The sequence below is a fragment of the Gluconacetobacter azotocaptans genome (assembly GCF_014174355.1).
GTDB classification, from domain to species: Bacteria; Pseudomonadota; Alphaproteobacteria; order Acetobacterales; family Acetobacteraceae; genus Gluconacetobacter; species Gluconacetobacter azotocaptans.
In genome coordinates this window covers 354247-368639 of the sequence record NZ_JABEQF010000001.1, presented here as the reverse complement: position 1 = coordinate 368639, position 14393 = coordinate 354247, and the positions used below count along the sequence as shown (strand labels likewise).

Here is a 14393-nt window from a genome sequence, read left to right as displayed (position 1 = left end):
GCCCCGGTCGAGGGAATGCTTGACGAAGCGGCGCCGGATGGCGACGTGAAGGGACTGTCAATCCGGCCCGGAGCGCGCCATGCAGCTTGCCAATCACTACGCCACCCTGCCGCCGCGTTTTTTCGCGCGCATGGACCCCAGCGCGCTCAGTGCCCCGCGTCTGCTGAAGCTGAATGAGGGACTTGCCCGCGATCTCGGCCTCGATCCCGACTGGCTTGCCGGGCCGGAAGGGGTCGCCCTGCTGGCGGGCAGCGCCTTTCCCCCCGGCGTGACGCCGATCGCCACCGCCTATGCGGGGCATCAGTTCGGGCAGTTCGTGCCTGTGCTGGGCGACGGACGAGCCCTGCTTCTGGGTGACGGGGTGGATGTGCATGGCCGCCCCTATGAAATCCAGCTCAAGGGATCGGGGCCCACGCCTTTCTCGCGGCGGGGCGACGGCCGGGCCGCGCTGGGGCCGGTGTTGCGCGAATATCTGGTCAGCGAGGCCATGGCGGCGCTGGGTGTGCCCACCACGCGCACGCTGGCCGCCGTCGCGACGGGCGAGTCCGTAATTCGGGACACGCTCAGGCCCGGCGCCGTTCTGGCGCGCGTGGCGTCCAGCCATATCCGGGTCGGCAGTTTCCAGTATTTCGCCGCGCGCCAGGACGAGGAAGGGCTGAGGGCGCTGGCCGATTTCGCCATCGCGCGGCATTACCCCGACCTTGTCGGGCGAGAGGACCGCTATTTGGCCTTTTTCGATGCTGTGGTCAGTGCGCAGGCGGAATTGATCGCCCGCTGGATGAGCCTCGGCTTCATCCACGGCGTGATGAACACCGACAACATGACGGTCTCGGGCGAGACGATCGATTACGGCCCCTGCGCGTTCCTCGACGAGTACAACCCGGCCAAGGTGTTCAGCTCGATCGACCAGGGCGGCCGCTATGCCTATGCGAACCAGCCGCAGATCGCCATGTGGAATCTCGCCCGCCTCGCCGAGACGCTGGTGCCGCTGATCGACGCCGATCCGCAGGCCGCGGTGGACCGTCTTCAGCCGGTGCTGATGACCTTCCGCGAACGCTACGAGAAGGCGGCCGATGTGCTGATGCACCGCAAGCTGGGGCTGGAAACGGACGAACCCGACGATCGGCGCCTGATTTCGGACTGGCTCGACCTGCTGCGGGTCGCCTCCGCCGATTTCACATGGAGCTTCCGTCGTCTCGCGGACCCCGAGCCGGATTTCCCCGATCTGGACGGCTTTGCGGCCTGGCGCGCGCGCTGGGACGCACGGCTGGCGTCGGAAGGATGCGCGCCGTCGGACGCGCGCGTGAAGATGCGGCGCGTCAATCCGGCCGTGATCCCCCGCAACCATCGGATCGAGGCCGTCATCGAAGCCGCCGAGAAGGGCGATTTCGGGCCTTTCGAGGCGCTGCTCGCGGCGGTCACCACGCCATTCGCGGATGATCCCGACTATGAGCGGCCGCCCCTGGTCGCCGAGCGCGTCCGGGCGACATTCTGCGGGACCTAGATCCAGCCGCCGAGCATGGCCGTCACCCCGAGCCCCGCCATCGCCAGCAGCACCAGAATGCCGGCCGGCAACGCGCCATGCCGGCGGCCGGCGAAACCCAGCGTATAGGCGGCCTTCAGCACATTGTTCGACGACGCCGCGATCAGGATGGCCAGCACCGCCGCGGCGACCGGCGTGCCCGGCGCGCCGCCCTCTGCCAAGCTTAGCACAAAGGGGTCGATGTCGCTGACCCCCACGACGGCGGCCAGGGCATACAGGCCCGCCACCCCGAAACGGTCGCGCGCCCAGCCGGTGGCGACCGAGATCACGACGAACAGCGCCGCGAAGACCAGCGCCGTCGTCAGTTCCAGAGGGTTGGACGGCCCCTGCGGCGCGGTCTGCACCGCCGCAGGGGCCCGGGCGCCGCGCCGATACAGGATGGCGGCGATCAGCCCCCCGCAGGCGGCAAGCCCGATCGCCGGCGGCGCCAGATGCAGCGCCAGCGACCAGTCGAACACGCCCACGATGGCCGTCAGGCGCAGGTACATGATCGCGGTGGCCAGAACGATGCCCGCCTGCGTCTGGTACGGGTCGGGCGCGGCGTCCCCCAGGCGGCGCGCCAGCACGATCGTCGTCGCGGTCGAGGAGTAGAGGCCGCCGAGCAGCGCCACCCACACCCCCGTTCCCTTCGGCGCGACATAGCGTTGCAGCAGGTAGCTGGCATAGGACACCGTGCAGATCGCCAGCACCGCTAGCCAGACCTGATGCGGCGTCAGGTGGGTCAGGCGGGTAACCGGCGTATCCGGCAGCAGCGGCATCACCAGCCCGGTCAGGATCAGGAACTTGCCGGCGGTCACGATCTCGTCCAGGCCCACGCGCCGGGCCAGCGCGTGCAGCCGGTCGCGGCCCGTCAGCAGCAGTACCGCCCCCACCGTCCCCCCGACCGCGACCCAGCGCGGTCCGGCCATGACCACCGCGCCCAGCAGATAAGCCAGCAGGTTGCACACCAGCACGACGATGCCGTTATCGCCGTCGCCTTGCAGGCGCGCCGCATAGAACAGCGCCAGCCACCCGCCCAGCACCAGCAGGCCCACGCAGAACGGCAGCGGACTGCCGGAGGGCAGCCAGAACAGCAGCGCACCGCACAGCGCCAGCAGCGGAAAGGTGCGGATGCCGCCAGGCCGCGTGCGGGTATCGTCGTGATGGAATTCCTCGAACGCCAGGCCGAAGAAGAAGCCCAGACCCAGTGTGACCAGAAGATCCGCGACCAGTTTCATCCACACCTCCCACCCGCCTTGCGCCAGCGACAGGGAACCATGCCGTTGCCGCCGGCACAACGCAGGGCTTCGGATATCGGATTGTCGCAGGCTGGGCGATGCGCTATCACTTAACCGGCATCCAGAGTCGGGCCAATGCCCGACACCAACCTGCATCCGAGCAAGGTGGCGTTCCCGCACGGGAAGATGTGGCCGATCCGGCAAACAACGGACAGGAGCCGCACGTCATTTCGTTCGCGATGGACCGAACAGACGAAAGGCCCATGACCCGATGCCCCCCACGCAGCAGCAGTTCGCCAGTGACAATTATGCGGGCATATGCCCCGACGCCATGCGCGCGATGGAGCTGGCGAATCGCGGATCGGCCCAGGCCTATGGCGACGACCAGTGGACCGTGCGCGCGGCAAACGCCTTCCGCACGACGTTCGAGACCGAGTGCGAACTGTTTTTCGTCTTCAATGGCACCGCCGCCAATTCGCTGGCCCTGGCGGCGTTGTGCCAGTCCTATGAAAGCATCATCGCGTCCGACATCGCCCATGTCGAAACCGACGAATGCGGGGCGCCGGAATTCTTCTCGAACGGCGCGAAGATCCTGGTGGCGCGCGGCGAAGGCGGCAAGCTGACCCCCGACGCCATCCGCGCGTTCGCACTGGGCCGCACCGACATCCATTTCCCCCGCCCGCGCGCCGTCACCATCACGCAGCCGACCGAAACCGGTCAACTCTACAGCCTGGAGGAAATCGGCGACATCGCCCGGACCTGCCGCGAACTGGGCCTGCGGCTGCACATGGACGGCGCGCGTTTCGCCAATGCCATCGAAAGCCTGGGGTGCAGCCCGGCCGACATGACCTGGCGCGCCGGCGTGGACGTGCTGAGCTTCGGCGGCACCAAGAACGGCATGGCGATCGGCGAGGCCGTGCTGTTCTTCGACCCCGCGCTGGCCAACGGGTTCGATTACCGCTGCAAGCAGGCGGGGCAGCTTGCGTCGAAGATGCGTTTCCTGTCCGCCCCGTGGGCCGTGATGTTCGAAACCGGCGCCTGGCGCACCAATGCGGCCCATGCCAACGCCTGCGCGCGGCATTTCGCCGATCAGGTCGCCGGCCTGCCGGGCGTGGACATCCTGTTTCCCGTCCAGGCCAATGCGGTGTTCCTGAAGCTGCCGCCCGACGTGACGGCGGCGCTGCATGAACGGGGCTGGATCTTCTACAGCTTCATCGGGGACAGCGCGCGGTTCATGTTCGCCTGGGATTCCGACTGGGCGCGGATCGACACGCTGGTGCAGGACCTGCGCGACATCACGGGCGCACGTCCCTCGCCCGAACAGTCCTGACCGCCATGACGCTCCAGGGGTGGCTGCTGTATCTGAACGCCGTGTTCCTGCTGTCGGCCATTCCGGGGCCGAACATGACGCACATCATGACGTTCAGCACCCGGCACGGGCTACGCAGATGCACCCACAGCATGGCCGGATGCCTGCTGGCGCTGATCGTGCTGCTGACCGCGTCCGCCGCGGGGCTGAGCGCGGTGCTGACGGCATCGCCCATGCTGTTCCGCATCCTGAAATATGCCGGCGCGTTCTACCTGATCCAGCTTGGCCTGCGGGCCTGGCTGGACCGGTCTGCGGACAGGCCGGACATCGACGGGCCGGCCGCCGTTTCGGTCCGCGCGTCGCTGGCCACGTCCTTTCTGGTCGGCATCAGCAACCCCAAGGCGATCATCTTCGCGGCGTCGTTCCTGCCGCAATTCGTCGATCCGTCGGCGTCGCAGCCCCCGCAATACGCCGTCCTGATCGCGACCTCGGCCGCGACCGAAACGCTGTGGATGCTGATCTACGCGACCGGTGGCGCGCGGCTGTCGGCCGTACTGACCCGTCCGGCGTGGCGACGGCGCATGCAGCGGGTCAGCGGTTCGCTGTTCGTGCTGTTCGGGGGCATCCTGCTGCTGCACGACCAGCGGTAGATCGTCCGCTCCTACCCGTCCTGCGGCCACACCTGAAGCGCCAGGGGGTCGATCGTGACCCCGCATGGCCCGATGTCCGGGCAGGACGGGTCGGCGACGATATCAAGGACCGCTTCCCCCAGCCGCAGGCGGACCGATCGCTGCCCGTCGCGAACCGCCCCGCGATGCAGGATCGTCGCCGGATACTCCCCCCGCTGGTCCAGCCGGACCTGATGCGGCCGCACCGCCCAGCGCACGCGCGCGCCGGGCGTCAGGGGCGCGCCCGCGACGCCCAACGCGACGCCGCCGCCAATGTCGATCCGCGTGGGCGACAGTACATCCCCCGTGCCAATCGTCCGTGCCCCCAGCAGGCGCGCCGCGACCTCACCCCCGGGGCGGGAAAAGACCTCGTCCACCGGGCCCGCACGGATGACGCGCCCCCCCTCCAGCACCAGCAGTTCGTCGGCCAGCAGCATCGCCTCGGCCGGGTCGTGGGTGACCAGGATCGTCGTCGCCCGCACCCCGCCCTGCACCGCCAGAACATCCTGCCGCAACCGGGCGCGCAGCGGCGCATCCAGTGCCGAGAACGGTTCGTCCAGCAGCACGAGGCCGGCCGATGGCCGGGACAGCGCCCGCGCCAGCGCCACGCGCTGCCGCTGGCCGGGCGACAGTTCATGCGGGTAGCGGCGCGACAGTTCCGCCAGCCCGAACGCCGCCATCCAGTGCGCCACCAGCGCCGGGTCGCTGTCCACCGCGAAACCCACCTGCTGGGCCACCGTCAGATGCGGCGGCAGGGCGTATCCCTGCGGGACATAGGCGATGCCGCGCGCCTCGGGCGGCAGTGCAGCCAGATCGCGGCCATCGCACCGCACGACCGAACCCGCCCCGCGCTCCAGCCCCGCGATGGTGCGCAGGCTCATGGACTTGCCCGAGCCCGAGGCGCCAAGAATGGCCAGCCGCCGGGCCCGGGTGCGGTATTCCACCCGCAAGGCGAAACCCTCCAGACACTGGCGCAGGTCCAGCACCAGGGCCTGCCCCGGCCCCATGGCCGCCGGGCCGGCTGCGACAGGGGGCAGGACATCCGAAGAAACGGCCCCCCCACCACGTCGCGGCGCCGCCACCACCTGCCCCAGCACCAGGACGAGGGCGGCCACCGCCAGGGTCGGCGCCAGCACCGGCAGCATGGCCGGCAGCCCCGCGCCCCCGAACGCGACATAGGTGAAGACCGGCAGGGAATACGGATGGTAGGCGACCATCATCGTCGCCCCGAATTCGCCGAAGGCGCGTAGCCACGCCAGCAGCAGCCCCGCCAGGATGGCGCGCCGGGCCAGGGGCAGGCCGATGCGGCGAAACACCGCCCCGGGGCCATGCCCCAGGGTCGCCGCGACATCTTCCAGCGCCGGGTCGATCGCCGCGAAGGCCGAGCGGGCGGCGACGATCAGGAAGGGTGCCGCGACGAAAGCTTCGGCCAGCACGATTCCGGCGAAGGATTCGGTCAGCGCGCCATGCATCAGCCCGCCCAGCAGCCCGCCATAGCCCAGCAGGAACAGCAGCAGGATGCCGCTGGCCAGCGGCGGCAGGGCCAGCGGCAACTGCACCACGCCGCCCAGCACCGCCATCCGCCACCCGCGCCCATGCGCCAGGACGTAGCCCAGGGGGATGCCCGCCACCGCAACCAGCGCGGTCGCGGCCGTGGCGCTGGCCACCGACACGCCCGCCGCGTGCAGCAGGGCCGCCCGGTCGACGCCGCGCCAGTCCGCGTCGCCCATCCGCGACAGGCCCGCCGCGAACGGCGCCAGCAGGTACAGGGTCAGGATACCGCCCAGAATCCGGATCGTCCCGGGCGTACGCCTCATTTCCCGGGGGCGAGGAACGGACGCAGCAGGTCCGGCAGGGCGGCGGCATCACCGGTCAGGGTCGGCCCCACCATGTCCAGCCCATGCCGGAGCTGGATCGCGCGCCCTGCCGGGCCCAGCAGGAAGGCGACGAATCGTTCGGCACCCGCCGGGTTGGGCGCGTCGCGCAGGATCGTGACCGTGTAATGCGCCGCCACCACGATGTCGGGCGGCAGGGCGATGTCGGGAATATGCAGGTCGGCGGTTTCGGTGGCGTAGAAGAATCCGACATCGACCTGACCGGATTGCAGGCGGCCGACCAGGCTTTCCTCGGGCCGCACCTGCCGCGGATTATCGGGCGCGCCCAGCACCCGGGACGCCAGGCCGGGCAGACGGTACGCCGCCTCGGCCCGTTGCAGCATCTGCACCGTCAATGCCCCCTTGGGGTCCAGCACGGGGTCGGTGCGGCCGATGCGGATGCCGGGCTGCTGCAGGACCTCGTACCACGGGCGCGCTTTCAGGTCGGCAGCGAAGCGGCTGCGCGGATCGTAGCCGATCATCAGGGGCGAGCGGGCGAATTCGATATACCAGCGAACCCGATCGCCATGCCCGGCCCCCAGCGTATCGTTCAGCTTCGGGCTGGCGCTGATGAAGACCTCGGCGCGGCGCAATCCGTCGCGGATCTGGTTCGCCAACGCCCCCGACCCGCCAGCATATCCCACGAAGGCGCCCTCGCCCCGCGCGTCGAAGGCCGGGCCGATGCCCTTTTCCATCAGGCTCAGCAGCGAGCCCGCATACAGCACGCTGACCGGCTCCGCCGCTTCGGCAGGGGTCAGGGCTACGGCCGGCACCCCGGCCAACGCCCCAAGCAGGAATGAACGTCTCTGCATCGCACGCCTTTATCGCGCCGCGCCGGATGGAATGGCGACAATCGAAATCCGCGTCAGATCATGCACCCCGCGCGCTCCGCGCCGGTCGCCGGGCACCACGATCCTCAGATGGGTCGGGCCGAGATCGGCACCGTCCATGCGTTCGGCCAGGATGACCTGCTTGCCCTCGAAATCCGGGGCGACCTCGCCCACCGCCAGCGCCGCGTGATAGCGGTCCGTGCCTTCCAGCAGAATCACACGCGCCGCCAGGTCGCGCGGCGGGTCGCCGACCACCCCGGCACGGGACAGCACCGACCACAGCAGCGGCCCCTCGAACAGGCGGGGCGCGGTGTGGTCCTTGCCCGGCGGCATCGTGACACGCACCACCGGCAGGGCGGCAAGGTCCGTCATGCTCAGGCGATGCTCCGCCCCGGCCGCGTCGCGCACGACCAGCCCATCCGCGCGCGCATGCGCGGACAGGCCGGTCGTCCCCGCGTACAGGGACAATGCGGCGACGAGCGCCCAATGCGCGATCGGGCGCATGCCGCTTATTTCCCGATCATGACGTCGGACGCCTTGATGACGGCGACGGCGTCGTCGCCCACCTTCAGGCCCAGGTCGTCAATCGCTTCGTTCGTGATCGAGGAGGTGACGATGATCCCGCCGCCCACGTCGAGGTGGACATGGCCGGTGGTCTGACCTTTTTCCACGGTCACGATCTTTCCGGCGATCTGGTTCCTGGCGCTCAATTTCATAGTCGTTTTCCCTCCATTACTATGTTCAGTACGCTACCATACTGTGTCGGGCATGCTACAAATCATAGTATAGGCCGATTTTGGCGTTTTGTCATTACGTTCCACCCGGCAGGCGCCAGCCATAGCGCAGGGCCGCAAGCCGCAGGCAGAAACAGGTCAGCGCGCCCGCACCGGCTACCGCCCCCGTGGGCAGGGCCAGCCGCCGCCCGGCGACCACCACCGACGCCCCGGCCAGCGCCGCCGTGGCATAGATGTCGGACACCAGGATCAGCGGCACCCGCGCCAGCAGGACGTCGCGCATCACGCCGCCGCCCACGCCGGTCAGCATGCCCATCAGGGCCGCCGCCAGCGGCCCGATTCCGTACGACAACGCTTTTTCAGCCCCGGCGACGGCGAACAGCGACAGGCCCGCCGCATCCAGCACCGCCAGCACATGCCCGCCGGGCGCGACATGCAGCAGGCGGCGGCAGGCGAACACCCCCAGGCCCGTCAGGAACGCCAGCACCGGATAACGCCAGTCGCGGATGGCGCTGGGCGGCGCGGCGCCGATCAGCACGTCCCGAATCATTCCGCCGCCCAGCGCCACGACGAATGCCACGACCATGATCCCGAACAGATCCAGTCCCCGCATCATCGCCGCCATCGCGCCCTCGGCGGCAAACACCACCGTCCCGGCCAGATCGGCGCACAGGACGACCGTTCCCAGCCCGATCCGCATCACCGGATTCTGGAACAGGCCTAGTGATCGGTGGCGGACGCGGGATGCCCCCCGGCCGGCTCCATCAGGCGGTCCATCACCGACAGCAGTACGCCCGAGGCGACGAAGGCCAGATGGATCCCGACGGTCCAGGCCAGCGCGCGGTTGGTCATGGCATCGACGCGGATGAAATCGGCCAGCAGATGTATTCCCGACATGGCGACGATGGACGCCATCAGCTTCAGCTTGATATCACCAAAGGTGACATGCCCGATCCAGCTTGGAAAATCGGGATGGTCGCGGATATCCAGCCGCGACACGAAATTCTCGTAGCCCGAGAACATGACGATCAGCAGCAGGTTCGCCAGCATCACCAGATCGATCAGATCGAGGATTCCCACGAATACATCATCGAATTGCAGGATGAACACATGGGCCAGCAACCCCCAGGCCAACTGGAAGAACTTGACCGGGATGACGATCAGCCCGACCGCCAGGCCGAGATAGAGCGGGGCAGCCAGCCAGCGCGTGGCGAAGAAGGCACGCTCGGCGACATGTTCCGGGCGTAGCGAGGCATCCTGGGGGTGGGGTCCGTCCGTTCTGGTCATGCACGGACCCTACACACGGACCATGCCGCTGTCATTTCTTTCTCCCGCGCGGGGGCTTCCCACGCGGGAGCTGGTCTCCCGCCCTCAGTGACGCGGCGTCAGGATGGCCGCCAGCATGTCCGGCGTGCCGGCAACCCGTTCCAGATGCGGATAGCGCAGGCCGGCATGATACAAGATGGAAAGCGTCAGATAGCGATCGCCCGCGCGCATCAGCAACGTCAGCGGCGCCGCGTTGCTGGCCTGCGCCGCGACGATCGCATCCTTCAGCACGTCGGGGTCGTAGGCCTCGCCATTGACCGCGACAAGCTGCTGGTCCCGCGTCATGCCCGCCTGCCAGGCCGGGCTGCCCCATTCGACGTTCGCCACGCTGCCGCTCTTGCCCAGCATGAACCCGAGCGAGAAGCTGAAATCCGTCACATGCCGGATGGCGGCGTAGGATGTCAGATAGTCGTTCGGCTTGTCGGTATAGACCAGGCGGTACCCCGCGCGCGTGAACCCGTCCAGCGGCGCGTGCGTCGACGTCCGGTCCAGGCGCTGGTGCAGGAACGCGGCCCAGTCATACGGCTGGACGTCGTTCAAGGCGTGCACGACATCGTCGAAACCGTAGGTGCGGGTCACGAAGCTGCCGTCGTCGGTGCCGAAGAAATGGCGCGCGAAATCGTCCAGCGACCGCGTATCGCCCGACAGCTTGCGGATCAGCGTGTCGGCATCCAGCCAGACGAGCTGCCCTTCGGAATAATAATCCTCGCTCCGCTGCCAGCTTCTCCACGACAGGGGGGAACGCCGGGCGATGACAGGGTCGTTCGTCGTGTCCCGCAACGGACGCCACGTCCGGCCCTGCCGCATGTCGTACGTCGCCGCGACCCCGGCCAGCGCATCGACCACCTGCGGGGCGGTCATCAGGCCGGACCGCGCCGCCAGCACATAGCCCCAGTACTGGGTCTGCCCCTCATAGACCCACAGGCCCGACCCACGTTGCGGCGTATTGAAATCCGGCGCCCACAGATCGGCCGGGCGGCGGTACTTGCCGTTCCAGGAATGGGTATATTCGTGCGCCAGCAGATCGCGCGCCGCGAACGTTTTGTCCCAGTCGGTGAAATAGCCGCGCGGGCCGCTGTTCTCGCTCGACCGGTGATGTTCCAGGCCGATGCGGCCCAGTTCATTGGTCAGGGCCAGCAGGAAATCGTAATGATCGTAATGATGCGCGCCATACAGCAGCCCGGCCTGCGTCACCAGCGCCTGATGGGCCTTGATCTGCGCGTCGGTCGCCGCCAGTTCCGCCGGCTTGTCCGCCACCAGGTTGAGCGTCACCGGCACGGCGGCGCCGGGCGCCAGATCGATGCGGCGGAAATATCGTCCGGCGAACAGCGGCGAATCCACCAGCGTGTTGAACGGCACCGCATCGAACGCGACAACCGCGCCGCCCGTCGCCCCATGTGTGCGCAACGCCGTGCCGTACTGCCAGCCCGCCGGCAGGCGCAGGTCGGCCTGCACCATGATCTGCCGCGTGAAATATCCCGCCGGATACAACGCCAGCGCATTCCACTGGACGTTGAGCATGTCCGGCGTCATGACCACACGCCCTTCCTCGGGCGAGACCGGGGACAGCAGCTGGAACCGGACATCCAGCGCATGCGCCCCCTTGGGCACCTTCAGGTGGAAGGCGCTGACCGTCACCGTGTCGCGCGTCCATTCGACCGGCGCGCCGCCGGCCTGCACCGCCAGGCCGCCGAACTGGTCGATCGGACCAGTCGGCGAATGGTTGCCCGGCAGCCACATCGGATAGAGCAGGGTCAGGTCCCCGCCCGTCGCCGCCAGGGCGGCAGGTACCGGCACCGTTTCGCGAACGGTGAAGATATGGCGCGCAAGGTCCGTAGCGTCGACGTTCAGCCTGATGGTGCCGTCGAACGGCACGTCACGCGGGGCGGGAACGGACGCGGGCAGCGCCAGCGGTTGGGGCTGGGGTGGTTCGGCCGGGGCGGCCCGGCCGAACGCCGGCACGGCCGCAAGCGCGGTGGTCAGGGACAGGGCGAGCAGGCGTGTCTGGAACAAACTCAAAATATGCACCTTCCGGGGCCGATCGGTTGCCATCATCGTCTATCCGAAATGGCATGGAACGATCCGCCCTGTCACGACGCCCTGCTGCGATCCGGTCTATGCCATGCCGCCGATCGCCCCGGCGCGCCGCGCCCTGGCCCCCATCCAGGCCAGCGGCACCTGCGCCGCGACCACACTGATGACGCCGGCCCAGGGCGTCAGACCCAGATGTCCGTGCGCCACCAGCGCGCCGCCCACCGTCTCGCCCAGCGAAATACCCAGGTTGAATGACGAGATATTGAGGCCCGAGGCAAAATCCACCGCCTGCGGGGCGTCGCGTTCCGCCGTTTCCAGCATGGCGGCCTGCACGCCGGGCGACATGCCGAACGCCAGCACGCCCCAGATGAACAGCATGACGACCATGGGCAGCGGATGGGACAGGCTCAGGCCGATGACCGCCAGCGTCGCCCCCAGCAGCGCGAACAGCAGGCGCAATGCCGACTGCCACCCCAACGATGACGCGAACCGGCCACCGGCCAGATTGCCCACCAGGGTCGCGGCGCCGAACACCACCAGCAGCACGCTGGCCGCCGTCGAGGAAAAGCCGGTCAGCCCGGTCAGGATCGGGGTGATGAAGGTAAAGGCCGCGAAGCTGGACCCGAACCCCAGGATGGTCACGCACATCATCGCCAGGATCGACGGCTGGCCCAGCGCCGCAAGCTGGGCGGACATCCGCCCGACGCGCGGTGCGGGCATCGGCGGCAGCCACCATGCCGTCGCCATCAGGGCCAGCGCCGCAAGGGCCGCGACTGCGAAGAACGGCAGGCGCCACCCCATCCCGTTGCCCAGGATGCTGCCCAGCGGCACGCCGATCACCATCGCCAGGGTCAGGCCGGAGAACATGATGGCGATCGCCCGGCTGGCCTGGTCGCGCGGCGCCAGCGCGGCCGCAACCGTCGCGCCGATGGCGAAGAAGCTGCCATGCGCCACGGCGGTAACGACCCGCCCCACCAGCAGCGAGGCATAATCGACCGACATCGCCGACAGCAGGTTGCCCGCCATGAATACCGCGACCAGCCCCAGCAGCACCGGCTTGCGCGGAAAGCGCGCCAGCGCCAGCACAACCAGCGGCGTCCCCACGGCCAGGGCCAGCGCATACAGCCCCACCAGTTCGCCCGCCCGGTCCAGCGACACCTTCAGGTCGCCCGCGATGGCGGGCAGGATGCCCACCACCACGAATTCGGCAACACCGATGGCGAAGGACGTAACGGCCAACGCCAATACACCCGGATGAACGCGTCGCGTTCGGATATCGTTCATGGTTTTTCCTTATGCGCCTGCGATCAGCCGGCCACCGGATAATCGACATACCCCGCCCCCGCGCCGCCGAAGAACCGGCCGGCGTCCGGTTCCATCAGCCCCAACCCGCGTTCCAGCCGCGCCGGCAGGTCGGGATTGGCGATGAACGGACGGCCGAAGCCGATCAGGTCGGCCCAGCCACGGCGCAGGGCGTCCTCGGCACGGGCGAGGGTGTATTTTCCGGCATAGATCAGCGTACCGCCATAGACCAGGCGCAGCGCCTCCTTGAAGGCCGGCGGCATGTGGGGCGCGTCGTCCCAATCGGCCTCGGCGACATGGATGTAGGCGACACCGACCTCGTCCAGCACCCGGGCGGCGGCCAGGTAAGTCGCCTGCGGGGTGTCGTCCACCGCCCCCTGCAAGGTGGTCAGCGGCGCCAGCCGCACGCCGATACGCCCCCTGCCCACCACCCCGGCCACGGCCTGGGTGACCTCGCGCAGGAAACGCAGGCGGTTGGGCAGCGACCCGCCATAGGCGTCGGTCCGGCTGTTGGCCTGGGAATCGATGAACTGGTTGATCAGGTAGCCGTTGGCGGCATGCAGTTCGACGCCGTCGAAGCCGGCATCGAGCGCATTGCGCGCCGCCTGCGCGAAATCCTGCACGATGCCGCCGATTTCGGCCACGGTCAGCGCCCGGGGGGCGGAATGCTGCACCATTTCGCCGACACCGGCCTGCGGTCCGCGCCGGTCGGGATCGACGAATACCTTCACCCCCTCGGCCAGCAGCGGCGAGGACGACACCGGTGCCGCCCCGTCCGGCTGCAACGCGACGTGCGATACCCGCCCGACGTGCCACAGCTGGGCGAAGATGCGCCCGCCGCGCGCGTGGACCGCGTCGGTCACCAGCCGCCAGCCGGCAATCTGTTCGGCACTGTAGATCCCCGGCGTCCAGGCATAGCCCTGGCCCTGCCGGCTGATCTGCGTCCCTTCGCTGACGATCAGGCCGGCCGAGGCGCGCTGGGCATAATATTCCGCCATCAACCCGGTCGCGACGTCGCCCTGCCCCGCGCGGGACCGTGTCATCGGCGGCATGACGATGCGGTTGGGAAGATCGAGTAGACCCAGCCGGTAGGGCGTGAACAGCATGCGATGGTCCTTCGGGAAACGGCGTCGCGAGGCGCCTGGCCGGTTCGTGGATATCGCACCCGGCGCCTCACGCGAACCATGCGGGCCGGCACAGGATCTTGGAAACAAAAGAACAAGTGACGCCCAGCGTTCGGTCGCGCGGCGGCGAGTCACGAGGAAAGCACCGCGACTTAAAGAAATTTTTGTGACAAATAACATATCGAAACAATGATAGGGATTTTTTATTAAATTGTGTCAACAATAAATAATAACTTGAAATATTTCATAGCGATCTCTAACCAATAATCCCTGAAAGCATGCCGTTTTCGTGGAGCCACCGTGTCATCCAACCATACCGCTCTGAAATCCATAAAAAATTTTCAGCGATCTGACAGCATTCGCAGTTTTTTTCAGGTTTCAACGACCATTTCCCTGCTTTTATTATGTTACGCACTGATTTACGTCGGGATT

Annotated in this window: 13 protein-coding genes and 1 riboswitch; of the genes, 3 read left to right on the top strand and 10 right to left on the bottom strand. The window is 68.2% G+C overall.

Annotated elements, in window-relative coordinates:
* Positions 1–79: 79 nt before the first annotated feature.
* On the top strand, positions 80–1504 hold the full coding sequence (locus HLH34_RS01670) for a protein adenylyltransferase SelO (RefSeq protein WP_183117839.1): 1425 nt from the start codon (positions 80–82) through the stop codon (positions 1502–1504).
* On the opposite strand, the gene HLH34_RS01665 is transcribed toward HLH34_RS01670, so the two are convergent.
* Complete coding sequence (locus HLH34_RS01665; RefSeq protein ID WP_183117838.1) at positions 1501–2760, bottom strand: MgtC/SapB family protein; 1260 nt, start codon at positions 2758–2760, stop codon at positions 1501–1503. The two genes, HLH34_RS01670 and HLH34_RS01665, sit on opposite strands and share 4 nt — an antisense overlap.
* A gap of 112 nt (positions 2761–2872) precedes the next feature.
* Positions 2873–2978: riboswitch (SAM-I-IV-variant riboswitch) on the top strand.
* Positions 2979–3031: 53 nt separating this feature from the next.
* On the opposite strand from HLH34_RS01665, the gene HLH34_RS01660 reads away from it, so the two are divergent.
* Both HLH34_RS01660 and HLH34_RS01655 read left to right on the top strand, forming a co-directional pair.
* A complete protein-coding gene (locus HLH34_RS01660) occupies positions 3032–4090 on the top strand; it encodes a threonine aldolase family protein (protein WP_183117837.1) in 1059 nt (352 codons plus the stop codon).
* A gap of 5 nt (positions 4091–4095) precedes the next feature.
* The gene (locus HLH34_RS01655; RefSeq protein ID WP_183117836.1) at positions 4096–4719 is read left to right on the top strand and encodes a LysE family translocator; all 624 of its coding nucleotides are present in this window, start codon (positions 4096–4098) and stop codon (positions 4717–4719) included.
* A gap of 11 nt (positions 4720–4730) precedes the next feature.
* Here the strand turns inward: HLH34_RS01655 and HLH34_RS01650 are convergent, their stop codons facing one another.
* The 9 genes from HLH34_RS01650 to HLH34_RS01610 all read right to left on the bottom strand — a co-directional run bounded on the left by HLH34_RS01650 (position 4731) and on the right by HLH34_RS01610 (position 13943).
* On the bottom strand, positions 4731–6554 hold the full coding sequence (locus tag HLH34_RS01650; protein ID WP_183117835.1) for an ABC transporter ATP-binding protein/permease: 1824 nt from the start codon (positions 6552–6554) through the stop codon (positions 4731–4733).
* Positions 6551–7423 carry an extracellular solute-binding protein gene (locus tag HLH34_RS01645; protein WP_183117834.1) on the bottom strand — a complete coding sequence of 291 codons (873 nt, stop codon included), beginning with the start codon at positions 7421–7423 and terminating at the stop codon, positions 6551–6553. The genes HLH34_RS01650 and HLH34_RS01645 overlap by 4 nt, the downstream gene beginning before the upstream one ends.
* A gap of 9 nt (positions 7424–7432) precedes the next feature.
* On the bottom strand, positions 7433–7945 hold the full coding sequence (locus HLH34_RS01640) for a molybdopterin-dependent oxidoreductase (protein WP_183117833.1): 513 nt from the start codon (positions 7943–7945) through the stop codon (positions 7433–7435).
* Between the two features lie 5 nt (positions 7946–7950).
* Complete coding sequence (locus tag HLH34_RS01635) at positions 7951–8157, bottom strand: TOBE domain-containing protein (protein WP_183117832.1); 207 nt, start codon at positions 8155–8157, stop codon at positions 7951–7953.
* 94 nt (positions 8158–8251) lie between these two features.
* Positions 8252–8875 (bottom strand): trimeric intracellular cation channel family protein, encoded by a 624-nt coding sequence (locus HLH34_RS01630; RefSeq protein WP_183117831.1) that lies wholly within the window; start codon positions 8873–8875, stop codon positions 8252–8254.
* Between the two features lie 20 nt (positions 8876–8895).
* Positions 8896–9462, bottom strand: coding sequence for a TIGR00645 family protein (locus HLH34_RS01625; protein ID WP_183117830.1), 567 nt, complete (start codon positions 9460–9462; stop codon positions 8896–8898).
* A gap of 84 nt (positions 9463–9546) precedes the next feature.
* Positions 9547–11553: a M61 family metallopeptidase gene (locus HLH34_RS01620; protein ID WP_183117961.1), complete on the bottom strand. Its 2007-nt coding sequence runs from the start codon at positions 11551–11553 to the stop codon at positions 9547–9549.
* A gap of 63 nt (positions 11554–11616) precedes the next feature.
* Complete coding sequence (locus HLH34_RS01615) at positions 11617–12819, bottom strand: MFS transporter (RefSeq protein WP_183117829.1); 1203 nt, start codon at positions 12817–12819, stop codon at positions 11617–11619.
* Between the two features lie 23 nt (positions 12820–12842).
* Positions 12843–13943, bottom strand: a complete 1101-nt coding sequence (locus tag HLH34_RS01610; protein WP_183117828.1) for an alkene reductase — start codon at positions 13941–13943, stop codon at positions 12843–12845.
* Between the last annotated feature and the right edge of the window lie 450 nt (positions 13944–14393).

Coding starts and splice junctions, on each gene's coding strand:
- HLH34_RS01670 (WP_183117839.1), top strand. CDS start 80: ATGCAGCTTGCCAATCACTACGCCACCCTGCCGCCGCGTTTTTTCGCG.
- HLH34_RS01665 (WP_183117838.1), bottom strand. CDS start 2,760: ATGAAACTGGTCGCGGATCTTCTGGTCACACTGGGTCTGGGCTTCTTC.
- HLH34_RS01660 (WP_183117837.1), top strand. CDS start 3,032: ATGCCCCCCACGCAGCAGCAGTTCGCCAGTGACAATTATGCGGGCATA.
- HLH34_RS01655 (WP_183117836.1), top strand. CDS start 4,096: ATGACGCTCCAGGGGTGGCTGCTGTATCTGAACGCCGTGTTCCTGCTG.
- HLH34_RS01650 (WP_183117835.1), bottom strand. CDS start 6,554: ATGAGGCGTACGCCCGGGACGATCCGGATTCTGGGCGGTATCCTGACC.
- HLH34_RS01645 (WP_183117834.1), bottom strand. CDS start 7,423: ATGCAGAGACGTTCATTCCTGCTTGGGGCGTTGGCCGGGGTGCCGGCC.
- HLH34_RS01640 (WP_183117833.1), bottom strand. CDS start 7,945: ATGCGCCCGATCGCGCATTGGGCGCTCGTCGCCGCATTGTCCCTGTAC.
- HLH34_RS01635 (WP_183117832.1), bottom strand. CDS start 8,157: ATGAAATTGAGCGCCAGGAACCAGATCGCCGGAAAGATCGTGACCGTG.
- HLH34_RS01630 (WP_183117831.1), bottom strand. CDS start 8,875: ATGCGGATCGGGCTGGGAACGGTCGTCCTGTGCGCCGATCTGGCCGGG.
- HLH34_RS01625 (WP_183117830.1), bottom strand. CDS start 9,462: ATGACCAGAACGGACGGACCCCACCCCCAGGATGCCTCGCTACGCCCG.
- HLH34_RS01620 (WP_183117961.1), bottom strand. CDS start 11,553: ATGGCAACCGATCGGCCCCGGAAGGTGCATATTTTGAGTTTGTTCCAG.
- HLH34_RS01615 (WP_183117829.1), bottom strand. CDS start 12,819: ATGAACGATATCCGAACGCGACGCGTTCATCCGGGTGTATTGGCGTTG.
- HLH34_RS01610 (WP_183117828.1), bottom strand. CDS start 13,943: ATGCTGTTCACGCCCTACCGGCTGGGTCTACTCGATCTTCCCAACCGC.